The sequence below is a fragment of the Micromonospora aurantiaca ATCC 27029 genome, from assembly GCF_000145235.1.
GTDB lineage: Bacteria > Actinomycetota > Actinomycetes > Mycobacteriales > Micromonosporaceae > Micromonospora > Micromonospora aurantiaca.
The window spans coordinates 2,219,019-2,241,075 of the sequence record NC_014391.1 but is presented as its reverse complement, the minus strand read 5'-3'; the positions used below and the strand labels follow the sequence as shown (position 1 = coordinate 2,241,075).

Genomic DNA, 22,057 nt, shown 5'->3' with positions numbered 1-22,057 from the left:
CACTCGGACGCCCACACTTGCGCACCGCGTGGGACACCCGGCTCTGCACTAGGGTGCGGGCATGGCACCGATGCGCGTCGACCTGCTCACCCGCGAGTACCCGCCGGAGGTCTACGGCGGCGCCGGGGTGCACGTGGAATACCTCGCCCGTGAGCTGCGCCGGCTCGCCGACGTGCGGGTGCACTGCTTCGGCGCGCCCCGCGACGAGCAGGGTGTCACCGCGTACGCCGAACCGGCCGCGCTCGCCGGCGCGAACGCCGCGCTGCGCGTCATGGGCGTCGACCTGGAGATGGCCGCCGGGACGGCCGGCACCGACGTGGTGCACAGCCACACCTGGTACGCCAACCTGGCCGGGCACACCGCGAAGCTGCTGCACGGGGTGCCGCACGTGGTGACCGCGCACAGCCTGGAGCCGCTGCGCCCGTGGAAGGCCGAGCAGCTCGGCGGCGGGTACGCGCTCTCCTCCTGGTGCGAGCGGACCGCGTTCGAGGCGGCCGACGCGATCATCGCGGTGAGCGCGGGCATGCGCCGCGACGTGCTCACCGCGTACCCGGCGGTGAACCCCGACCGGGTACGCGTGGTCTACAACGGCATCGACACCGCGCAGTACGCCCCGGACCCGGGCACCGACGTGCTCGATCGGCTCGGCATCGACCCGGTCCGGCCCAGCGTGGTCTACGTCGGGCGGATCACCCGGCAGAAGGGCCTGCCGTACCTGCTGCGCGCGGCCCGGGAGCTGCCCGCCGACACCCAGCTGGTGCTGCTCGCCGGCGCGCCGGACACCCCGGAGATCGCCGCCGAGGTGGAGGGTCTCGTGGCGGAGCTGCGGGCCACCCGGTCCGGGGTGATCTGGGTGGCGGCGATGCTGCCCAAGCACGAGGTGATCCAGGTGCTCACCCACGCCACGGTCTTCGCCTGCCCGTCCGTCTACGAGCCGATGGGCATCGTCAACCTGGAGGCGATGGCCTGCGAGACCGCCGTGGTGGCGACCGCCACCGGCGGCATCCCCGAGGTGGTGGCCGACGGCGAGACCGGGCTGCTGGTGCCGATCGAGCAGGCCGGCGACGGCTCCGGCACCCCGCTGGACCCGGAGCGCTTCGTGGCCGACCTGGCCGCGCGCATGAACGAGCTGCTGGGAGACCCGGAGCGGATCGCGGCGTTCGGGGCGGCGGGGCGGCGACGGGCGGTGGAGCACTTCTCCTGGGACGCGATCGCCCGCCAGACGATCGAGGTGTACCGCTCGGTGGGCGTGTAAGGAAGGGCACCTTGTTAACGCCTCCGGTAGAGGAAGGGCCCCTTCTTAACAGCCCGCCCGGTCGCGGTCGGCGGCGGATACAGTCCCCGGATGCCGGATGCGATCTTCGCCCATCCTCGGCTCGCGCCGGTCTACGACGCGTTCGACGGCGACCGGGACGACCTGGACGCGTACCTCGCGATCGCCGACGAGCTGGACGCGCGCGTGGTGCTCGACCTCGGCTGCGGCACCGGGAACCTGGCCCTGCTGCTCGCCCCGCACGGCCGTACCGTCGTGGGGGTCGACCCGGCCGGGGCGTCCCTCGCCGTCGCCCGGTCGAAGGACCGCGAAGGCCGCGTGCGCTGGGTGCACGGCGACGCCACGACGCTGCCACCGCTGCGCGCCGACCTGGCCGTGATGACCGGCAACGTGGCTCAGGTCTTCCGCACCGACGACGACTGGGCGCGAACGCTGCGGGGCGTGCACGGCGCGCTGCGGCCGGGCGGGCACCTCGTGTTCGAGACCCGCCGTCCCGAGCGCCGCGCGTGGGAGGAGTGGGCGGCGGACACCGCGCCGGTGACCCGGGACGTGCCGGGCGTCGGGCCGGTGGAACGACGTCTCGAGGTCACCGCTGTGGACCTGCCGTTCGTGACCTTCCGGTTCACGTACCGGTTCCCGGCCGACGGCGCCGTCGTCACGTCGGACTCGACGCTGCGGTTCCGCGACCGGGACGAGGTCGAGGCGAGCCTGGCGGCCGCCGGCTACCGGGTGCTCGACGTGCGGGACGCGCCCGACCGCCCCGGCCGGGAGTTCGTCTTCGTCGCCCAGCGGTCGACCTGAACGTCGCTGTCGGACGGGCCAGAGCGCCCGGAGCCCGCCGACCCTGTGCCCGAGGCGCGGGAAGAGGCCGTTCGTGGCACCGGGGCCGGCCGCCGGAAGTCCGCCACCCGTTCGGTGGAACGCCATGGGTGCCTCAGCGCCCTTTTGACACCCATAGCGTTCCACTCACCGCAGCCCACGCTCGTTCGGTGGAACGGCACGGGTGCCTCACCGGCACGGACTCGACGCCCTCGTGAGCGGGTTGAGGGCTGAGGTGAAGTCGCCGAGCGCGAGAGGATCTCGCGCAGTAGGTTGAGCGGGTGACTGGACGGTTCCCGATCGAAGACGTCTCCCCCGTCGTCTCCTGCGGTCGCTACCCGGCCAAGGCTGTGGTCGGCGAGGTCGTACCGGTGTCGGCGCGGGCCTACCGCGAGGGCCACGACGCGCTCGGGTGCAACGTGGTCTGGCTCGGCCCGGACGGCGCGGCCCGCCCGTTCACCCGGATGCGCCCGGGTGAACCCGGCCAGGACCGATGGCACGCCACCATCCGCCCGGACGCAGTGGGCCTGTGGCGCTTCGCCGTGGAGGCGTTCGGAGACCCGTACCTCACGTGGCAGAACGCGGTCACGAAGAAGCTCGCCGCCGGCCAGGGCGCGGCCGAGCTGGCGAACGACCTGGCCGAGGGCGTACGGGTGCTCACCGCCGCGCTCGACCTGGTGCCGAGGGCCGACCGTGATCGCGTACGCGAAGCCGTGCGGGCGCTGGCCGACGACGACCTGGACCTGCCGCGGCGGGTGAGCGCGGCGCTGGACCTGGCCGACCTGCTGTGGGAACACCCGGTGCGCGAGCTGGTCACCACCGGCGAGGAGCGCACGCTGTGGGTGGACCGGCCGCGGGCGATCTTCTCCGCCTGGTACGAGTTCTTCCCCCGCTCCGAGGGCGCGGTCCCGGCCACAGTCGACGCGCCCGCGCGTTCCGGCACGTTCGCCACCGCTATGGAGCGACTGCCGGGTGTCGCGGCGATGGGTTTCGACGTGCTCTACCTGCCGCCGATCCACCCGATCGGCCGGGTCAACCGCAAGGGCCGCAACAACGCGCTCACCGCCGGGCCGGACGACGTGGGCTCGCCGTGGGCGATCGGCGCGGCCGAGGGCGGCCACGACGCCATCCACCCCGATCTGGGTACGCCTGAGGACTTCCGCGACTTCGTCGCGGCCGCCGCCGAGCAGGGGCTGGAGGTGGCGATGGACCTGGCGTTGCAGTGCGCGCCGGATCACCCGTGGGTCACCGAGCACCCGGAGTGGTTCACCACCCGGGCCGACGGCAGCATCGCGTACGCGGAGAACCCGCCGAAGAAGTACCAGGACATCTATCCGCTGAACTTCGACAACGACCCGGAGGGCATCCGGGCCGAGGTGCTGCGGGTGGTGCTGCACTGGGTCGGCGAGGGCATCCGGATCTTCCGGGTCGACAACCCGCACACCAAGCCGTTCGACTTCTGGCACTGGCTGATCGCCGAGGTCAAGAAGGTCGACCCGGACGTGCTGTTCCTGGCCGAGGCGTTCACCCGGCCGGCGATCATGCACGGGCTCGGCAAGATCGGCTTCACCCAGTCGTACACCTATTTCACCTGGCGCACGACGGCGGCCGAGATGCGGGAGTACTGCGAGGAGCTGGTCGCCTCGGTCGACTGGATGCGGCCGAACTTCTGGCCCAACACGCCTGACATCCTGCACTCGTCGTTGCAGCACGGCGGCCCGCCGATGTTCAAGATCCGGGCGGTGCTGGCGGCGCTGCTGTCCCCCTCGTGGGGCATGTACGCGGGGTTCGAGCTGTTCGAGCACGTCGCGCGCCCCGGTGCCGAGGAGTACCTGGACAACGAGAAGTACGAGCTGCGGCCCCGGGACTGGGACGCCGCGCTGGCGCAGGGCCGGTCGCTGGCGCCGTTCGTCACCACGCTGAACCGGGTACGCCGGGACAACCCCGCCCTGCACCGGCTGCGCAACCTGCGGTTCCACGACATCGACAACCCGGCGCTGCTGTGCTGGTCGAAGCACGACCCGGAAACCGGCAACACGGTGATCGTGGTCTGCTCGTTCGACTCACGCGAGGTGCAGTGGGGCAACACCACGCTCGACATGCCGGCGCTCGGCCTGGACTGGCACGAGCGGTTCACCGTGCGCGACGAGCTGACCGGCGCCGAGTACGACTGGGGGCAGCGCAACGCGGTGCGCCTCGACCCGTACCTGCAACCGGCGCACGTGCTCACAGTGCGCCGCCCGGCCGCACCCGAGCCCCCGCAGCCGGCCGCGCCGACCGCCGCCGAGCCGGAGCAGCCGACCGCGCCCGACCTGACAGTGGAAGACGTGCCCGCCGACCTCTCCGGCGGCACCGCCCCGACCGCACCGGCCGACAAGGACGACGCCCGATGGACCAGCTGATCGCCGGCGAGGTACACGACCCGCACGCCGTGCTCGGCGCGCACCCGGCCGACGGGAGCACCACGATCCGGACGCTGCGCCGGGGCGCGGGCGAGGTGGCGGTGCTCGCCGACGGCGAGCGGCACCCGATGAAGCGGGTGCACGACGCCGGTGTCTTCGAGGCGGTCCTCCCCGGCGAGGTGCTCGACTACCGGGTCGAGGTGGACGGCACGACGCACGACGACCCGTACCGTTATCCGCCCACGCTCGGCGACCTCGACCTGCACCTGATCGGCGAGGGGCGGCACGAGCGGCTCTGGGCGGCTCTCGGCGCCCGGGTGTTCGACGAGGGCGTCGCGTTCACCGTCTGGGCGCCGAACGCGCGGGCCGTGCGGCTGATCGGCGACGTCACCGGCTGGGCGCCGGACGACGGGTGGCCGATGCGCTCGCTCGGCTCCAGCGGCGTGTGGGAGATCTTCGTGCCGGGCATGCCGGTGGGCAGCCGCTACAAGTACCGCGTCCTCGGCGCGGACGGCCGGTGGCGGGACAAGGCCGACCCGATGGCCGCGCGCACCGAGGTGCCGCCGGCCACCGCGTCGGTGGTGCACGAGTCACGGTACGAGTGGGGCGACGCGGACTGGCTCGCGCGCCGGTCCCGGCAGGCGCCGCACCAGGAGCCGATGAGCGTGTACGAGGTGCACCTGGGCTCCTGGCGGCCCGGCCTCGGCTACCGGGAGCTGGCCGAGCAGCTCACCGCGTACGTGCTGGAGATGGGCTTCACCCACGTGGAGTTCCTGCCGGTGATGGAGCACCCGTTCGGCGGCTCGTGGGGCTACCAGGTCACCGGCTACTACGCGCCGACGGCCCGGTTCGGCGACCCGGACGACTTCCGTCACCTGGTGGACCGGCTGCACGCCGCCGGCATCGGCGTGCTCCTGGACTGGGTGCCGGCGCACTTCCCGAAGGACGAGTGGGCGCTCGCCCGTTTCGACGGCACCCCGCTGTACGAGCACCCCGACCCGCGTCGCGGCGAGCACCCCGACTGGGGCACGTACGTCTTCGACTTCGGCCGCAACGAGGTGCGCAACTTCCTCGTCGCCAACGCGCTGTACTGGCTCGACGAGTTCCACATCGACGGACTGCGGGTGGACGCGGTCGCCTCGATGCTCTACCTGGACTATTCCCGGCAGGACGGGCAGTGGGCGCCGAACGTGCACGGCGGCCGGGAGAACCTGGAGGCCATCGCGTTCCTCCAGGAGGTCAACGCCACCGTCTACCGGCACCACCCGGGCGTACTGATGATCGCCGAGGAGTCCACCGCCTGGCCCGGCGTCACCCGGCCCACCTCGGAGGGCGGGCTCGGGTTCGGGTTCAAGTGGAACATGGGCTGGATGCACGACACCCTGCTCTACACCTCGAAGGACCCGGTCTACCGGCAGCACCACCACCATCAGCTCACGTTCTCGCTGGCGTACGCGTGGAGCGAGAACTACGTGCTGCCGATCAGCCACGACGAGGTGGTGCACGGCAAGGGCTCGCTCGCCGGCAAGATGCCCGGCGACACCTGGCAGCGGCTGGCCACGGTGCGGGCGCTGCTGGCGTACATGTGGGCGCACCCGGGCAAGCAACTGCTGTTCATGGGCTGCGAGCTGGCCGACGACAGGGAGTGGAGCGAGGAGCGCGGCCTCGACTGGTACCTGACCCACGATCCGGCCCGCGCGGGCGTGCAGCGGCTGGTGGCCGACCTGAACCGGGTCTACCGGGAGAGCCCGGCGCTCTGGGCGCAGGACACCGACCCGGCCGGCTTCCGCTGGATCGCCGGGGACGACGTGGCCAACAACGCGGTGTCGTTCATCCGGATCGCCCCGGACGGGCAGACGCTCGTGTGCGTGGCGAACTTCTCCGCGCTGCCGCTGGAGGACTACCGGATCGGCCTGCCGGCCGGCGGGACGTGGACCGAGGCGCTGAACACCGACGCCCACCACTACGGCGGGTCGGGGGTGGGCAACCTGGGCGAGGTGCACGCCGAGAACGTCCCGTGGCACGGCCTGCCCGCGTCGGTCTCCCTGCGCGTGCCGCCGCTGGGCGTCCTCTGGCTCCGCCCGGCCTGACGGCACAGCCCAGCCGGCCGGGCGGCCCACGGCGGCGGCAGGCCACCCCGGACGGCGGCCAACCCCCCCCCCCCCCCCCCCGGACGGCGGCCAACCCCGGACGGCGGCCAAACCCCGGCCGGCGGGCCAAGGGGACGCACGGGTCACGGGGAAGGCGGCCAACCGGGCCGAGCCGCCGTCTGGAGGTTTCGTCTTGAGCCGTTATGACTCAGAGGCATAAATATGCCTCTGAGTCATATCCGTATCAGGGAGTCGCTTCCCGGTCAGCACTACGCGCTGTGATATCTCGGCGTCGGAATGACCGCGATCTGGCGGTCGCTCTCCACACCCAGGCTGTCGGCGCGTGACCGCCCGTCGCCGGGTGGCCGCAGGAGTCAGACCAGGTCGGCTTCGCGGAGGAGCTTCCAGAGGCCGGCACCGTCGGGGGCGCTCAGCCACTTCTGACCGATCGGGCCCGACGACGACCGCCCTGCGGGCGCCGGGAGGCTACCGGCCAGCACCGACTGGGTCGGGGACAGCCGCCGGATCGCCACCCCCGCGACGTTGTCCGGGTGCGCGGCGGCGAACTCCCGGTAGATCTCCGGGTCGTGCTGCCCGTCGTCGCCGATCAGCAGCCATCGCACCTCGGGGAACTCCCGGGACAGCCGGGCCAGCGTGGCCCGCTTGTGCTCCCGGCCGCTGCGGAACCACCTGTCGGCGGTCGGTCCCCAGTCGGTGAGCAGCAGCGGCCCGGCCGGGTAGAGGTGCCGGGACAGGAACCGGGTGAGCGTCGGCGCGACGTTCCACGCGCCGGTGGACAGGTAGAAGACCGGCGCGCCCGGGTGGGCGGTGGCCAGCCGCTCGTACAGCACGGCCATGCCCGGCACGGCGGTGCGGGCGTGCTCGTCGAGCACGAACGTGTTCCACGCGGCCAGCAGCGGCCGGGGCAGCGCGGTCACCATGACGGTGTCGTCGATGTCGGAGAGGATGCCGAAGCGGACGGCCGGGTCGAGGATGCGTACCAGCGCCTCCACCGGTTCGGCGTCGGCGACGCTGAGGCGTACGCAGCCCCAGCCGGGGGTGAAGTCGGCCTCGATCACGGTGTCGACGAAGCCACTGCGGTCGGCGGTCACCTCCTGGCGCACGCCGTCGGCCTCGATGGTCACCGTGATGTGCTTGGCGGGCAGCGTGGCGAAGCTGCGCCAGCCCCGCACCTTGTCCAGCCGGCCCCGCCGCCGCGTGTCCGGGCGGCCCAGCAGCACCCGGCAGAGCACGCGCGCCCAGCCCGGGGCGCCGTAGCCCGCGTACGCGATGATGTTGGGCTGCCACCCGGTGCGCCGCAACCGGCGCTCCACCAGGCCGTGCACGGCGTCCTCGAAGCGCGCGGCGCGGTGCAGTTGCGGGACGGCCAGCTGGTCCGGTGGTGTGGGCGGCACACGGCAACAGTGCCACAACCGGACCGGCCGGGCCACGCGAGTGATCCACGCCGATCCGCCCCGGCGCCGGGCGCCGCCGTGACAGACTGCGGTCGGGACGACGACGGGGGCGTTGGTCGTGTCGACGACGAAGCGGAACCCGGTACGACCGCGTCCGGACGCGCCGGCGCTGGTGGCGCTGCTGCTCGGCGCCGCGGGGGTCGGCTACCGGCTGGTGCTGACGCTGCTCACGGTGCCCGCGTCGAACAGCGACGAGGCCACGTTCGGCCTGGCCGCGCTGCACATCGCCGCCGGTGGTGAGCGGCCGGTCTTCCTCTACGGCCAGCGCTACATGGGCGTGCTGGAGTCGTACCTGGCCGCGCCGCTCGTCGGCTGGGCCGGGCCGAGCTGGCCGGTGCTGCGGCTGCCGCTGCTCGCGCTCTTCGCGATCTTCCTGTGGCTGGCGTACCGGCTGACCCGTCGCCTGTTCTCCCCCTGGCTCGCGGTCGCCGTGGTGGGCCTGCTGGCGCTCGGCTCGGAGCGCGTGGTCCGCGACCAGCTCACAGTGGTCGGCGGCCGCCCGGAGGTGAAGCCGGCGGTGCTGGCGATGCTGCTGATCGCGGTGGCCCTCGGCGGCCGGCGGATCCGGCACCACTGGCTGGCCACCGGCGCGTTCGGGCTGCTCGCCGGGCTGGCGCTGTGGTCGGACTGGCTGATCGCGCCGTACCTGCTGGTCGCGGCGGTGGTGCTCGCGGTGGCGGTGCCCCGGGATCTGATCGGCTGGCCGGGCGTGCTGCTGGTCGCGGGCTTCCTGGCCGGGATCGCCCCGGTGGTCAAGGACAACCTCGTCGCGCCGCCCGGGCAGGACTCGCTGTCGGTGTTCCACGAGATCAGCACCAAGGAGGGCGTCGCGCCGTCGCTGGCCGAGCGGCTGCGCGGCGGGCTGCTGGAGGGGGTGCCACTGGCGTCGGGCCTGTGCCCGATGGACGGCTGCGCGCGCTGGGCGCAGTGGTTCGGCGTGCTCTACCCGGTGCTGCTGGTGGCCGCCGCCGCGCTCGGGCTGATCGCGTACCGCCGGGCCGCCGACCACGCCGCGCGGGTCCGGGCCGTGGCGATCCTCGCCCTGGTCGCGGGCGCGGTGCTGACACTTCTGGCGTACGTGCGCAGCCCGCTCGCCGCGACCGACCCGCTCGGCAACGCCCGCTACCTGTCGGTGCTCCAGATCTCGCTGCCGGCCGTGCTGTGGCCGCTCTGGCTGGCCGCCGCGCACGCCCTGCGGGCCACCACCGGGTGGACGGCCCGGCTCGGCGGCACCGCGGCGGCGGTGGTACTGGCCGGGCTGACCGCCGCCACCGTTGCCGGGACCGTGGCGTTCCTGGCCGGCGTGCCGGGCGTACGGGACGAGGAACGCACCGCCCGCCGCCTCGCCGACACGGTGCGGGACGCCGGGTTGCACGAGGTGTACGGGGACTACTGGACCTGCAACCGGCTGATCTTCAACACCGGAGAGACCGTTGCCTGCGGCGTGCTCGACGGGGCGCTGACGCCCGGGCAGAACCGCTATCCGGCGTACTGGCAGCGGGTGGCGCGCGCGGAACGGCCCGGGTACGTGGTGGCGGTCGGCTCCCCGGCCGAGCGCACACTGCGGCGGCTGCTGGGCGACCGCGCCGACGCGGCGGTGGTGGCCGAGGTGGGCGGCAGTCGCGTGTACCACCCCGACCGTGCCGTGCGGCCGTGGCGCTGACCCCGGCCCGTACGCTGTGCCGGTGCTCATCCTGCTGCCCCCGTCGGAGGGAAAGGCCGAGGCCGGCACCGGCCGCCGGCTGGACCTGTCCCGGCTGTCCCTGACCGAGCTGAACCCGGCCCGGGAGGCGGTCCTGACCGCGCTCGTCGACCTGTGCGCCGGGCCGGACGAGACGGCGGCCCGGACCGCGCTGGGCCTCACCGAGGGGCAGCGCGGCGAGCTGCGGCGCAACGCCCGGCTGCGGGAGGCAGCGACCGCCCCGGCCGGACGCCTCTACACCGGCGTGCTCTACGAGGCGCTCGGCCTGGACACGCTGCCCCCCGACGCGCAGCGGGCGGCCCGCCGCCAGGTGCTGATCAGCTCCGGCCTGTGGGGCGCGGTACGCTTCGCCGACCGGATTCCGCCGTACCGCTGCCCGATCGGGGCGCGGCTGCCGGGGCTCGGCGCGCTGTCGGCGTACTGGCGGGCGGCGCTCGGCCCGGTACTGGAACCCGCCGCCGGGCGCGGCCCGGTGCTGGACCTGCGCTCCGGCGCGTACGCGGCCACCTGGACGCCGCGCGGCGCGCTCGCCGAACGCACGGTGACGGTACGGGTGCTGCACGAACGGATCGTGGACGGCACGCCGGCCCGGTCGGTGGTGAGCCACTTCAACAAGGCCACGAAGGGCCGGCTGGTGCGGGATCTGCTGCTCGCCGACGCCCGGCCGCGTACCGCCGACGCGCTGGTGGGGGCGCTGCGGGAGCTGAAATACACGGTCGAGGAGGCGCCCCGGGCGGCCGGGCGGCCCCGGCAGGTCGACCTGGTGGTCACCGAGCTCTGAGCCGCGGGCTTCCCGCAAATTTTGCTCAAGGCTCGGGCGCAGCGGTTCCCGGTCCGGCGCTCGGCAGCGACGGTAGAGGTACCCCGACGACCGAGGAGCCGCGCCGATGCTCACCACGCTGCTCGACCGCCCGCGCCCGTCGCCGCCGCCGCTGGACTGGCTGACCCTGACCGACGCCTTCGAGGTCGCCTGCATGGTGCGCTGCACGCCGCCGCCGGCCGCCGACGTACGCCGCCTCGACAGCGGACCGCACCGCGGCGGCATCGCCGAGTTCAACCGCGAGGACGCGGCGCAACGGATGCGGCAGCTGCTGGGACGCCTCGACGTGCCGGTCGAGCACGAGCTGACCACCGGTGGCCTGCGCCGCCGCTACGAGCTGCACCGGCTGTCGGTGCCGCCGCAGCACCGGGCGGCGTACGCGAATCTGCTGACCACGGGCTGGCGGCAGGGCCGCCGGGAGCTGCTCGGCGGGCCGTTCCCGGGCGCCTCGGCGCCGCGGCGGCTGTGGCGGCCCCGGCTGGCCGCGGCGGCCTGGCGGGCGGCGCTGCTCGCGGGCGGCCGGCACGTCCGCCGGCACTGCCTCGGCATCCGGCTCGCCGACCGGGACCTGGCGGCGGTGCTGGTACGCGGCGCGGCGCTGCTGGACGTGCCGGCGGCGCTGCGGCCCGGCTCGGGCTGTTTCCTCGTGGTGGTGCCCAACGGCGAGCACCGGGAGCGGATCACCGAGAGCGCGGAGCTGGCCCCGGCGAGCTGACCGGCCCGGACCGGGGCTGCCGCACGCCGGGCCTGCGGTGGTGCGTGCGCCGCGTGGGCTTGCGCCACGGCGGGTGCACGGCGCAGAGTGCAGCCCGTGAGCCGACACTGGCCTGTGCGCGCCGCCGCCCCGCTCGCGCTGGTGCTCCTGCTCGTCGCCGGGCTCACCGGGTGCCGGGACGAGCCGTCCGAGCCGACCCGCATCCGCATCGCCACCGGCAGCCCCACCGCCGTCTACCACGCCTTCGGCCAGTCGCTCGCGGCGCTGCTCAACCGGGAGCTGCCCGGCGTACGGGCCGAGGTGGTGGTCACCGCCGCCTCGGCGCAGAACGTCCGGCTGGTCGGCGCCGGGGAGGCCGAGCTGGGCTTCACCCAGGCCGACGTGCTGCCGCCGCGCGAGCCCGAGCATCCGTCGGTGCTCGCGGTGGCCCGGGTCTACGACGACCTGCTGCACCTGGTGACCCGCGCCGGCGGGCCGATCCGCACGCTCGGCGACCTGCGCGGCCGGCGGGTGTCGGTGGGCGCCGACGGCTCCGGCACGGAGATCACCGCCACCCGTCTGCTGGCGGTGGCCCAGCTCGGTGGCGACCGGGTACGCCAGGAACACCTGGGGCTGGACGACTCGGTGGCGGCCCTGCGCGAGGGGCGGATCGACGCGTTCTTCTTCTCCGGCGGGCTACCCGTGCGCGGCGTCGCCGACCTGGCCCAGCGGACCTCGCTGCGGATCGTGGACCTGGGCGACTGGACCGAGCCGCTGCGCCGGGCGTACGGGCAGGTCTACGTGACCCGGGACGTGCCGCGCTCGGTGTACCGGGCCGCCCCGGTCAGCACGGTGGCGAACCCGAACTACCTGATCGTCCGCGCCGACCTGCCCGCCGCGCTGGTGCGGGAGGTGACCCGGCTGCTGATGGACCGCCGGGAGGAGCTGGCCGCCGCGCACCCGGCGGCGGGACGGATGAGTCCCCGGTCGGCGATCGTCACCACCCCGCTGCCGCTGCATCCGGGCGCGGCGCAGTGGTATCGCGCCGCGAAGCCCTGACGCGGGTCAGCACCGGACCGGCGCGTCGGCGGGCGCCGGGAACCACAGCTCGGCGACCAGGCCCCGGGGCTCGCCCTGGCGCATGGTGAGCCGGCCGTCGGAGGCGTCCACGAGCACCGCCGCGATGGTCAGCCCGAGGCCCACGCCGTCCACGTTCTGCGCGTCCGGCGCCCGCCAGAACCGCTCGGTGGCCTGGTCGAGCTGACTGGTGGTCATGCCCGGGCCGGTGTCGCCGACGGTCAGCACCGTCCCGTCGTCGGCGGCCCGTACGGTCACCGTCACTTCTCCCCCGGTGCCGCTGAACTTCACCGCGTTGTCGATCAGGGCGTCCAGCGCCTGGTCGATGGCGGTCGGCACGGTCCGGGCGTACGCCGGCGCGTCCTCGGCGTCGAGGCGGAGCGTGACCTCGCGGTGCCGGGCCAGCGGCAGCCAGGCGGCCACCCGGGAGGCGGCGGTGGCGGTGGCGTCCACAGTCACCCGCTCGTTCTCCTCCCGCTCGGCGCGGGCCAGCGTGAGCAGCGCGTCGAGCACCGTCGCGAGCCGGTCGGTCTCCTCCAGCGCCAGCCGGTGCTCGGCGCGCCCGTCCGCGTCGGTGAGGCTGGGGCCCAGTTCCTCCACCCGCAGCCGCAGCGCGGTGAGCGGGTTGCGGAGCTGGTGGCTGGCGTGCGCGACGAAGGCGCGTTGCCGGTCCATCACGTCGGAGACCGCGTCGGCCATGTCGTTGAAGCTGGTCGCCAGCCGGCGCAGTTCGGGCGGCCCGAGTCCGGCGCGGACCCGCGCGGCGCGGCGGCCCTCGGCGATCTCGTGGGTCACCGCGTCCAGCTCGGTGACCGGGCGCAGCACCCAGCCGGCCAGCCCGAACGCGGTCGAGACGCAGGCCAGCACCGCCAGCAGGCCGATGCCCGCGAGCAGCAGCCACCACACGGTGACGGTGCGGCGCACGCCGTCCGCCGGGCTGGTCGTGACCACGGCGCCGAGCACCTCGCCGCCGTCGTTGATCGGCACGGCCGTCACCACCGGCCCGCCGACCCAGGGCCAGACCGACTCCGGGCCGCTGAACTGCTGCCCGGACAGGGCGGTGTCGAGCGCCGCGCGGGTGCCCGCGCCCGGCTCCCACCCGGACGAGGCCACCACGGTACGGCGGTCCCGGTCCACCACGGCCGCGCCGATGCCGTAGAGCGCGTCGTAGGCGGCCAGTTCCCCGTCCAGCGGGCCGGGGCTGCCGCCCCGCAACGCCGGTCCGGCCAGCGAGGCGAAACGGGTGGCGTCGGCGAGACGGTCGGCGCGGACCCGGTCGGTCTCCCGGGTCGCGAGCGTGGCCGCCAGCGGCGTCTCCAGGGCGATCAGGACCAGCACCATCAGCAGCAGGTAGCTGATCACCAGCCGGCGGCGCACGAACCGGCCCTCACGCCTCGCGGAGCCGGTAGCCGACCCCGCGTACGGTCTCCACCAGCGTCGGGTCGCCGAGCTTGCCGCGCAGCGACCCGACGTGCACCTCCACGGTGTGCCGGTCGGCCCAGGTGGTGCCCCACACGTCGAGCAGGATCCGCTCGCGCGGCACCGCCACCCCGGGCTGGCGGGCCAGGGACAGCAGGATGTCGAACTCCTTGCGGGTGAGCGAGACGTCCCGGCCAGCCACCGTCACCGTCCGGCCGCCCACGTCGATGCGGACCGTACCGGCCTCGATCAGGTTGCGCTGCGGCGCGGTGTGCGCGGCCCGGCGCAGCACCGCCTCGATCCGCGCCTGCAGCTCCACCATCGAGAACGGCTTCACCACGTAGTCGTCGGCGCCCAGCCGCAGCCCCAGCACCCGGTCGCGTTCCTCACCGCGCGCGGTCACCGCGATGATGCCGAGCCGGCTGCTGCGCCGCCGCAGCTCGCGGCACAGGTCGGTGCCGTCGCCGTCGGGCAGCCCCAGGTCGAGCAGCACCAGGTCGCAGGGGGCGGCGGAGAGCGCGGCGGCCACCGTCGCGGCGTGTTCCACCTGGTAGCCGCGCCGGGTCAGCGCGGACGACAGCGCCGCGGCGACCCGGCGGTCGTCCTCGACCAGGAGGATCCGCACCCGTTCCTCCCTCGACTCGACGTGTTGCCCTGCGAATGGTGGCAGACGCGCCGCCGGGACGCGAGGCCGCTCTAGGCTGCTGCCGTGATCTACAAGATTCTCACCGACGACGAGTGGACGCGGGCGCGGGCGGACGGGCGGTTCGCCGGCACCGCGATGGACCGGCAGGACGGCTACGTCCACCTGTCCGCCGCCGACCAGGTGGTGGAGACCGCGCGGAGGTACTTCGCCGGGGTCACCGGCCTGACCGTGCTCGCGGTGGACGAGTCCCGGCTCGGCGACGCGCTGCGCTGGGAGGAGTCCCGCGGCGGCGCGCTGTTCCCGCACCTGTACGGGGCGTTGCCGGTGGACGCGGTGGTCGCCGCGCACCCCCTGCCGGCCGACCGGCCCGCCGCCGACGCGGTGGCCGAACTGCTCGGGTGAGCGCTCGTTATGCTGCGTCGAGCCCGCCCGACGGCGCGACGCGCCCTGGCATGTGATGCGAGTTGAGATGACTGACAGCAACGACCGGTCCGCCTCCGTCTTCGTCCACCCGACGGCCGACGTGGAGTCCGGCGCCCAGGTCGGCGACGGCACCAAGGTCTGGCACCTGGCGCACATCCGGTCCAGCGCCCAGGTCGGCGCCGGCTGCGTGATCGGCCGCAACGTCTACGTCGACGCGGGCGTCACCGTCGGCGACCTGGTGAAGATCCAGAACAACGTCTCTGTCTACCAGGGCGTGACCATCGAGGACGAGGTGTTCGTGGGCCCGTGTGCGGTGTTCACCAACGACTTCCGTCCGCGCGCCCAGAATCCGGACTGGACGATCACCCCGACGCTCGTCCGCCGGGGCGCGTCGATCGGCGCGAACGCCACGCTCGTGTGCGGCATCGAGGTCGGCGAGTACGCGATGATCGCCGCCGGCTCGGTGGTGACCCGCGACGTCAAGCCGTACCAGCTGGTGGCCGGCAACCCGGCCCGCCCGAAGGGCTGGGTCGACGCCAAGGGCGAGGTCATCTCCCGCGACGTCGACAACCCGCCGCACCAGGGCTGACCGGACGAGACAGGGGCGACGACCGGCGCGGTCGTCGCCCCTGCTCCGTCGGTACGCCTCAGCCGCAGAGCCGGCCGATCTCGTCCCGGAACCGGTCCATCGGATTCGACCCGGCCGGGCCGAGCAGGTACTCCTTCAGCTCCCGCCGCGCCCCGGTCATCGGGTCGTCCCCGGCCCGGGTCACGTCGAGGATCTTCGTCAGCTCGCCGCAGTCCGCCGAGAGCAGGTACGCCGCCCGAGCGGTCGGGAACTGCCGCCGGAACTCGTCCTCGGGCAGGCCGGCCGGATTCGCCACCACGTACGGGCGCTCGCTCTGCACGAAGTCGGAGACCACGCTGGACACGTCGCTGACCAGCAGGTCGGTGACGTTGAAGCAGTCGAACAGCCCCGGCGTGCGGCCGGTGACCACCAGGTGCGCGGTGCCGTCCAGCGAGGACGGATCGGTCTCGCCGCCGGCGGCCTTGATCCGGGACACGATCCGCTCGTGCACGGCGCGGGCCTTCGGCGAGCGCGTCCCGGTCAGCGGGTGCGGCTTGTAGATCACCCGCACGTCCCCGGCTGCGAGCAGGCCGGACACGATCCGCTCACCCATCAGCACGAGCGACGTGTGGTACGGGTCGTCGTCGAGCCAGCCCTCCCAGGTCGGCGCGTACAGCACCGTGAAGCGGTGGTCGGCGGCGCCCGAGCCGAACGTGTGCACCCCGGCGAGCTGCGGGCGGCCGACCTCCACGATGTCGCGGTCCAGCACGCCGACGTCGGCCCGGGCGTACCGTTCCCGCCCGGCCGGCCCGGCCACCCAGACCTCGTCGTACACCTTGCTGTACGGGTTGACGCTCGCCTGCTTGTCGCTGTCGCCGTGGCCGACGAAGACGTGCTTCACGCCCGGCTCCCGCAGCAGGTGGATGTTGGCGCCGACGTTCGCGGCGTACAGCGCCACGCGCAGCGAGCCCAGGTCCAGGTTCATGAAGTCGACGCCGGCCGGCACGCAGATCACCGGCAGCCGGGTGTCGGCGAGCTGCTCGAACGCGTCCGCGGCGCGCAGCAGCACGACGGCGCGACGGCCGGTCGCCTCCACCGGCGCGAGCCACATGTTGGCCTGGTAGACGTCCTTGGCCGGGCCGGCGAAGTAGAGCGCCACCTCGGGCCGTTCCCGGGCCATCCAGTCGTGCACGGCGGGCAGCACACCCGGGGCCTTGCCCCGGCCGCGCAGCGCGGTGAGCGCCAGCACCGCGGCGGTGACCAGGCCGGCGGCGAGCGTGACCAGGGCGGTGAGCACCACCGGGGCGACCCGGTCGAGTGCGGCGGCCACCACTGCCGCGGGCACCAGCAGCACGTTCAGCAGCGGCATGCGCAGCCCGGCCAGCAGCCGCGCCCAGGCCGGCGGCACCGGAACCCGCCGCAGCGCGCCGAGGTCGATGTTGCGGGTGTACGCCGGTGGGTCGACCCGGCCGTCGATCACCTTGGTCACCGCGTTGGTGGCGACGGCCACGGTCCACAGCGCGGCGGGCAGCAGCAGGACGGCGACGGTGCCGGCCACGCCGGGACGCACCGCGGCGACCACGAGCAGGACCACCGACAGGTCCCGCACCAGCCGCCGGAATGTCTCGCCCAGACCGGCCTTGTCGAGCAGCGTGGCGGTCTCGGTGTGCCGCCCGGCCAGGGCCAGCTCACCGGCGACGGCGACCACCGCGGCCACCGCGTACGGGACCACCAGGCCGAGGACTCCGGCGAGGACCATGACCGCGTAGCCGAGGAGCGTCGCGCCGACCGCGGCGAGACCCTGCTGGCTGCGTACTCTGCTGAACAACGACACGCTCCCTGTCTGCCCCACCGATGTCGGTGCGGGTCGATTTCCGACGGCTGCGACCCTAAACGGATCACATGACACAAGTATTGCCGGGGTGTCCGGCAGGTGAACTCCACACGGCGTGATCCCGGCTCATCCCGGCGGCGGCACGCGACGGGCCCCGGCCGTTCGAGACGGCCGGGGCCCGCGGAGTCGGTGGGGTCAGCCCCCGATGACCACCCGGCGCACGCCGGTCCAGCGCGCCGGGTCGGTGACCCGGCGGCCGTCGACCAGCACCGTCACGCCCGGCAGGTCGGCCGGGGCGAGGGTGCGGTACTCGGCGTGGTCGGCCTGGATCACCGCGGCGCCGACCGGCTCGCCGTCGTACCCGGGCAGGCCGTGCGCGACCAGCTCCTCGTTCGTGTACATCGGGTCCGAGACGTACGGCACCGCACCCCGCCGGCGCAGCGCGTCCACGGTCGGGAAGACGCCGGAGAACGCGGTCTCCTTGACGCCGCCCCGGTAGGCGGCGCCCAGCACCAGCACGCCCACGCCGGTCAGATCGCCGTACGCGGCGGCGAGCAGGTCGACCGCGTACTCCGGCATGGCCGCGTTGGCCTCGCGGGCCGAGCGGACCACGGTGGCGGCCGGGTCGTTCCACAGGTACATCCGCGGGTAGATCGGGATGCAGTGGCCGCCGACCGCGATGCCCGGCGAGTGGATGTGGCTGTACGGCTGCGTGTTGCACGCCTCGATGACCTTGGTGACGTCCACGCCGACGGTGTCGGCGAAGCGGGCGAACTGGTTCGCCAGGCCGATGTTCACGTCCCGGTAGGTCGTCTCGGCGAGCTTGGCCAGCTCGGACGCCTCGGCGGAGCCGAGGTCCCAGACGCCGTTCGGGCGGTCCAGGTCGGGGCGCTCGTCGAAGTCGAGCACCGCCTCGTAGAACCGCACGCCGTGCGCGGCCGACGCCTCGTCGATGCCGCCGACCAGCTTCGGGTAGCGGCGCAGGTCGGCGAAGACCCGCCCGGTGAGCACCCGCTCGGGGCTGAACACCAGGTGGAAGTCGGTGCCGGCGGTCAGGCCGGAGCCCTCGGCGAGCATCGACGCCCACCGGTTACGGGTGGTGCCGACCGGCAGCGTGGTCTCGTAGCTGACCAGCGTGCCCGGCTTCAACCCACGGGCGATGGCCCGGGTGGCGTCGTCCATCCAGCCGAAGTCCGGCACGCCCTCGGCGTCCACGAACAGCGGCACGACCACGACGACCGCCTCCGACTCGGCGACCGCGGCGGCGGTGTCGGTGGTGGCCGACAGCAGGCCGGCGGCCACCGTCTCCTTGAGCTTGACGTCCAGGTCGGCCTCACCCGGGAAGGGCACGGCACCGTCGTTGACCAGCTGGACGACCCGCTCGGAGACGTCGGCGCCGATCACCCGGTGCCCCTTGGACGCGAACTGCACGGCCAGCGGCAGACCGATCTTGCCGAGCGCGACGACGCAGATGTTCATGAACTACTTTCCTCCAGAGGGCCAGATTCGGCGCAGGCGGGCAAGGAACCGACCGGGGGTCACCGGCGTGATCGCGACGATCACCTGGCCCTTGTGGTTCGTGGTGGGTGTGACGAGGTGCCAGCGGACACCGCGCCGGGCCACCAGCCGGGGTGCGGCGACGGGGCGGTCGGTGCGCAACGGCGCCGAGCCCGTCCCGCCCAGGGCGGAGACCTCGGCGCGTACGATACGACGCTCGCCTGTCCCCGCGACGACCGCCAGCAACCGGTCCACCGCGAAGTCCGTTCGTACGACGGTACCGCTGCCGGAGGACTCGGCCGACGTGACACCCGTCAGATCGCCCACACTGACCCGCAGCGCCTCCGCGCTCAGCTCGGCCAGCTCGGCCCGGCGGCTGCGGGCGGTGACCACCAGGGCCCGCGCCCCGGCGGCGTCGCGTCCCCAGGCCAGCCCGGTCGCGGTCAGCTTGGCCAGTATCGCGGCGGCCCGCTCGGTGACGTCGTACCAGTCGTCCGGGTAGCCGAACGCCGGATCGCGGAAGCCGACGTGGTCGGCGTACCAGCGGTCGCCGTCGACGACCACCTCGGGCAGTGACCGGTCGGACTGCTGGCCGATGAGCGTGCACAGCGCGTCCAGGTCGCCGTCGCGCGCCACCGCCACCCGCAGCCGCTCCTCGGGCGCCATCCGGGCGGTCACCCCGTCGGTCAGGTACGCCTCGGCGAGCTTGCGGATCCGGTCGTGGACGTGCCGCTGCACGTCCGGGGCGAGGGCGAGGAACTCCGCGCGGAGCAGCTTCGCCACCTCCCAGGTGAAGTGGCGCACCAGCACCGCGTCCCGCCGCGGGCCGGGCTCGATCAGGCCGGCGACGAACCCGACGAGTTCCTCGGCGCAGCGCAGCCGCTCCTCGAACCGGCTGGCGTACGTGATGTTCTGGGCGTTGTCCCGCTTGACCGCGTAGTAGAACTCGTAGTCGCCGAGGACCGACACCTTCTTCGCCCGGACGCACGCCTCCAGCGTGAACGGCTGGTCGCTGCCCATCCGCATGTCCGTACGGAACCGCAGGCCGTGCCGCTCGATCAGGTCCCGGCGGAACAGCTTGGTGTTCGACAACGACCAGGGCAGGTCGCTGTCGAACAGGTCGAGCCGCTCCCGGGTGGTGGCGTAGACGGCCTGGTGCACGTAGCGCTTGTTGGTGCCGACCATCCGGCCGAGCACCACGTCGGAGTCCCACCGGTCGGCGGCGTCGACGAGGCGCTCCAGCGCCTCCGGGCCGAGGTGGTCGTCCGAGCCGATGAAGAAGACGTACCGGCCGCGGGCGTGGTCGAGCGCCAGGTTGCTCGGCGCCGCCGGGCCGCCGGAGTTGGCCTGGTGCAGCACCCGGACCGTGCCCGGGTACCGCTCGGCGTAGCGGTCCAGTTCCGCGCCGCTGCCGTCGGTGGAGCCGTCGTCGACGGCGACGACCTCCAGCCGGTCCCGGCCGATGCTCTGCCCGACGAGCGAGTCGAGGCAGGCGGTCAGGTACGGCATGGTGTTGTAGACGGCGACCACCACCGTCACGTCCGGCCCGTTCACGCGCCCACCTCCACCTGTGCCGGCTCCACCGGGGCGTGCGCCGGCGGCGTCGGCCGGGGCGGCGCGTCGGGCAGCAGCCGGGAGTAGACCTCGTCGAGAACCCGCGCCTGCGCCTCCCAGGTCCAGCCGGCCAGCAGGCCCGGCCGGTCGTACGCGGCGCGGTACCGCTGCGGGTCGGCGAGCACCGCGGTGACCGCGCGGACGAAGTCGGCCACGTCCTCGGCGCGGAACACCTCACCCTGACCGGTCTCCCGGACAGTCTCGGCCATGGTGCGCACGTCGGAGACGACCAGTGGCAGGCGGGCGTGTGAATACTCGAAGAACTTGGTGATCAGCGCGATCTCGTGGTTCGGCCAGTGCTGGATCGGGATGACGCCGACCTGCGCGCCGCCGAGATACCGGACCACCTGGTGGTGCGGCACGTACGGCAGCACGTGCACCCGGTCCGCCACGTCCAGCTCACCGGCCCGGGTGACCAGGCCCCTGACGTACGCCGAGTCGGGCTTGTTGACCACGAACGCGACGTGCGCACCGGGCAGCCGGGGCAGCGCCTCGACCATCACGCCGAGGCCGCGCTTGGCGGCGGCCACCCCGCTGTAGACCAGCAGCGGCTCGTCCGGCCCGAGCCCGCAGCGGGCGCGGATGTCCGGCGCCGGCCCGGCCGGATCCGCGGGCAACTCGTCCACCGCGGGTGCGTTGAGCACGACCGCCGGCCGTTCGGCCAGCCCGTGCTCGGTGCGCAGCAGGTCGGCCAGACCACCGGAGACGGTCATGGTGGCGTCGGCGTACGGCACGTACTCCCGCTCGTGCGCCACGTTGCCGGGAAGCCAGCGGGCGTTGTCGCGCCACGGCTGCACGCCGGGCAGATATTCGTGGGCGTCCCAGAGCAGCGCGATCCGGCGGCCCTTCGCGGCGGCCCGGACCTTCGCGCGGGCGCCGACGCCGAGCATCCGGAAGTCGTTGGCGTGGATCAGGTCCGGGGCCAGCTCGTCGACCACCGGGCCGTAGGCCAGCTCGTAGTCCCACAGGCCCGGTTCCAGGCGCCGCCACGCGCCGTCGCCGCGCAGCTTGCGCCAGAACAGCGTGTACGCGCGGTCCCAGGGGCCGTCCAGCTTGCGGCCCTTGCGGGCCCGGGTGAGCTGACGGTTGCGGAAACCGACCCACTTGCGGGTCAGGCCGGACAGCTTCTCCTCGGCGCGCAGGGCGGCCCAGGGCAGCCCGCCCGGCCGGCCCGCGCCGGACTCGCGGGCAGCGACGGTGAGTGCCGCCCGGCGGACCGCCAGGTCCGCGCGCCAGGCCTTCACCGCCTGGGTACGCTGCGCCGCGATGCCGCTGGGCGGATAGGCGAGCGGATGCCGCAGCCAGGCCCGGCGGAACTCGTGCCGGCGGCGGGCCAGCGGCTCGGGCATCGGCACGAGGCGTACCTCGGCGGCGCCGAGGCGCCAGCTCTGCGGGCTGCCGACCGGCGCGCGGCCGAGCAGCACGACGTCCCAGCCGGCGTCGGCGGCGGAGCGGGCCGCCTTCTGCACCCGGGAGTCACCGATGACCCCGTTGTCCACCAGCATCACGACCCGTCCCCGGGTGCCCGCCGCTGCGGTCGTGCCGTCAGATCCCATTCCTGCCCGTTTCGTCGTCGCCAGCACCGCGCCCGCGGACCCGAGCGAGTCTACGACAGCGGATCGGGCTCGAACGCCCGCCGCCGCCGGTGCCCCACGACCTGGTGTGACGGTTGCTACCCTCCATCCTGTTCAACGACCGGCGCCC

General features: G+C 74.0%; 17 protein-coding genes. 10 read left to right on the top strand and 7 right to left on the bottom strand.

All coding sequences use genetic code 11. The features are described 5' to 3' along the window. Nucleotides 1-61 precede the first annotated feature (61 nt). From glgA to glgB, 4 genes are all read left to right on the top strand, one after another. Complete coding sequence (gene glgA / locus MICAU_RS10540; protein ID WP_013285286.1) at nt 62-1,255, top strand: glycogen synthase; 1,194 nt, start codon at nt 62-64, stop codon at nt 1,253-1,255. A gap of 90 nt (nt 1,256-1,345) precedes the next feature. Beyond that, a complete protein-coding gene (locus tag MICAU_RS10535) occupies nt 1,346-2,074 on the top strand; it encodes a class I SAM-dependent methyltransferase (protein WP_013285285.1) in 729 nt (242 codons plus the stop codon). A 299-nt stretch (nt 2,075-2,373) separates the two neighbouring features. Then, on the top strand, nt 2,374-4,494 hold the full coding sequence (locus tag MICAU_RS10530) for an alpha-1,4-glucan--maltose-1-phosphate maltosyltransferase (protein WP_013285284.1): 2,121 nt from the start codon (nt 2,374-2,376) through the stop codon (nt 4,492-4,494). Then, nucleotides 4,482-6,584 carry a 1,4-alpha-glucan branching protein GlgB gene (glgB, locus tag MICAU_RS10525; protein WP_013285283.1) on the top strand — a complete coding sequence of 701 codons (2,103 nt, stop codon included), beginning with the start codon at nt 4,482-4,484 and terminating at the stop codon, nt 6,582-6,584. Before MICAU_RS10530 ends, glgB begins: the two co-directional genes overlap by 13 nt. Nucleotides 6,585-6,958: 374 nt before the next feature. Here the strand turns inward: glgB and MICAU_RS10520 are convergent, their stop codons facing one another. Further along, nucleotides 6,959-8,035: an App1 family protein phosphatidate phosphatase gene (locus MICAU_RS10520; protein ID WP_013285282.1), complete on the bottom strand. Its 1,077-nt coding sequence runs from the start codon at nt 8,033-8,035 to the stop codon at nt 6,959-6,961. 82 nt (nt 8,036-8,117) lie between these two features. Here MICAU_RS10520 and MICAU_RS10515 point away from each other — a divergent pair, with 82 nt between their 5' ends. From MICAU_RS10515 to MICAU_RS10500, 4 genes are all read left to right on the top strand, one after another. Further along, the gene (locus MICAU_RS10515) at nt 8,118-9,722 is read left to right on the top strand and encodes a hypothetical protein (protein ID WP_013285281.1); all 1,605 of its coding nucleotides are present in this window, start codon (nt 8,118-8,120) and stop codon (nt 9,720-9,722) included. A 16-nt stretch (nt 9,723-9,738) separates the two neighbouring features. Further along, nucleotides 9,739-10,542, top strand: a complete 804-nt coding sequence (gene yaaA, locus MICAU_RS10510; RefSeq protein ID WP_013285280.1) for a peroxide stress protein YaaA — start codon at nt 9,739-9,741, stop codon at nt 10,540-10,542. Nucleotides 10,543-10,648: 106 nt separating this feature from the next. Further along, nucleotides 10,649-11,296: a hypothetical protein gene (locus MICAU_RS10505; protein WP_013285279.1), complete on the top strand. Its 648-nt coding sequence runs from the start codon at nt 10,649-10,651 to the stop codon at nt 11,294-11,296. A 96-nt stretch (nt 11,297-11,392) separates the two neighbouring features. Next, complete coding sequence (locus tag MICAU_RS10500) at nt 11,393-12,334, top strand: TAXI family TRAP transporter solute-binding subunit (RefSeq protein WP_013474739.1); 942 nt, start codon at nt 11,393-11,395, stop codon at nt 12,332-12,334. 6 nt (nt 12,335-12,340) lie between these two features. Here the strand turns inward: MICAU_RS10500 and MICAU_RS10495 are convergent, their stop codons facing one another. Continuing rightward, a complete protein-coding gene (locus MICAU_RS10495) occupies nt 12,341-13,729 on the bottom strand; it encodes a sensor histidine kinase (protein WP_013285277.1) in 1,389 nt (462 codons plus the stop codon). A gap of 10 nt (nt 13,730-13,739) precedes the next feature. Then, the gene (locus MICAU_RS10490; RefSeq protein WP_013285276.1) at nt 13,740-14,396 is read right to left on the bottom strand and encodes a response regulator transcription factor; all 657 of its coding nucleotides are present in this window, start codon (nt 14,394-14,396) and stop codon (nt 13,740-13,742) included. An 84-nt stretch (nt 14,397-14,480) separates the two neighbouring features. On the opposite strand from MICAU_RS10490, the gene MICAU_RS10485 reads away from it, so the two are divergent. Both MICAU_RS10485 and MICAU_RS10480 read left to right on the top strand, forming a co-directional pair. Next, nucleotides 14,481-14,819 carry a DUF952 domain-containing protein gene (locus tag MICAU_RS10485; protein WP_013285275.1) on the top strand — a complete coding sequence of 113 codons (339 nt, stop codon included), beginning with the start codon at nt 14,481-14,483 and terminating at the stop codon, nt 14,817-14,819. A gap of 67 nt (nt 14,820-14,886) precedes the next feature. Beyond that, nucleotides 14,887-15,429: an acyltransferase gene (locus MICAU_RS10480; protein ID WP_013285274.1), complete on the top strand. Its 543-nt coding sequence runs from the start codon at nt 14,887-14,889 to the stop codon at nt 15,427-15,429. A 58-nt stretch (nt 15,430-15,487) separates the two neighbouring features. Here the strand turns inward: MICAU_RS10480 and MICAU_RS10475 are convergent, their stop codons facing one another. From MICAU_RS10475 to MICAU_RS10460, 4 genes are all read right to left on the bottom strand, one after another. Next, nucleotides 15,488-17,236 carry a CDP-glycerol glycerophosphotransferase family protein gene (locus tag MICAU_RS10475; protein ID WP_013285273.1) on the bottom strand — a complete coding sequence of 583 codons (1,749 nt, stop codon included), beginning with the start codon at nt 17,234-17,236 and terminating at the stop codon, nt 15,488-15,490. A gap of 201 nt (nt 17,237-17,437) precedes the next feature. Next, entirely contained in the window at nt 17,438-18,721 is a 1,284-nt protein-coding gene (locus tag MICAU_RS10470; RefSeq protein ID WP_013285272.1) for a nucleotide sugar dehydrogenase, read from the bottom strand. A gap of 3 nt (nt 18,722-18,724) precedes the next feature. Further along, nucleotides 18,725-20,293, bottom strand: a complete 1,569-nt coding sequence (locus MICAU_RS10465; protein ID WP_013285271.1) for a glycosyltransferase family 2 protein — start codon at nt 20,291-20,293, stop codon at nt 18,725-18,727. Continuing rightward, nucleotides 20,290-21,909, bottom strand: coding sequence for a glycosyltransferase family 4 protein (locus MICAU_RS10460; protein WP_369752120.1), 1,620 nt, complete (start codon nt 21,907-21,909; stop codon nt 20,290-20,292). Before MICAU_RS10460 ends, MICAU_RS10465 begins: the two co-directional genes overlap by 4 nt. Nucleotides 21,910-22,057 lie beyond the last annotated feature (148 nt).

Bases quoted from the DNA above. Each gene is read 5' to 3' on its own strand.
- glgA (WP_013285286.1), top strand. From the start codon at position 62: ATGGCACCGATGCGCGTCGACCTGCTCACCCGCGAGTACCCGCCGGAG.
- MICAU_RS10535 (WP_013285285.1), top strand. From the start codon at position 1,346: ATGCCGGATGCGATCTTCGCCCATCCTCGGCTCGCGCCGGTCTACGAC.
- glgB (WP_013285283.1), top strand. From the start codon at position 4,482: ATGGACCAGCTGATCGCCGGCGAGGTACACGACCCGCACGCCGTGCTC.
- MICAU_RS10505 (WP_013285279.1), top strand. From the start codon at position 10,649: ATGCTCACCACGCTGCTCGACCGCCCGCGCCCGTCGCCGCCGCCGCTG.
- MICAU_RS10480 (WP_013285274.1), top strand. From the start codon at position 14,887: ATGACTGACAGCAACGACCGGTCCGCCTCCGTCTTCGTCCACCCGACG.
- MICAU_RS10470 (WP_013285272.1), bottom strand. From the start codon at position 18,721: ATGAACATCTGCGTCGTCGCGCTCGGCAAGATCGGTCTGCCGCTGGCC.
- MICAU_RS10460 (WP_369752120.1), bottom strand. From the start codon at position 21,909: ATGGGATCTGACGGCACGACCGCAGCGGCGGGCACCCGGGGACGGGTC.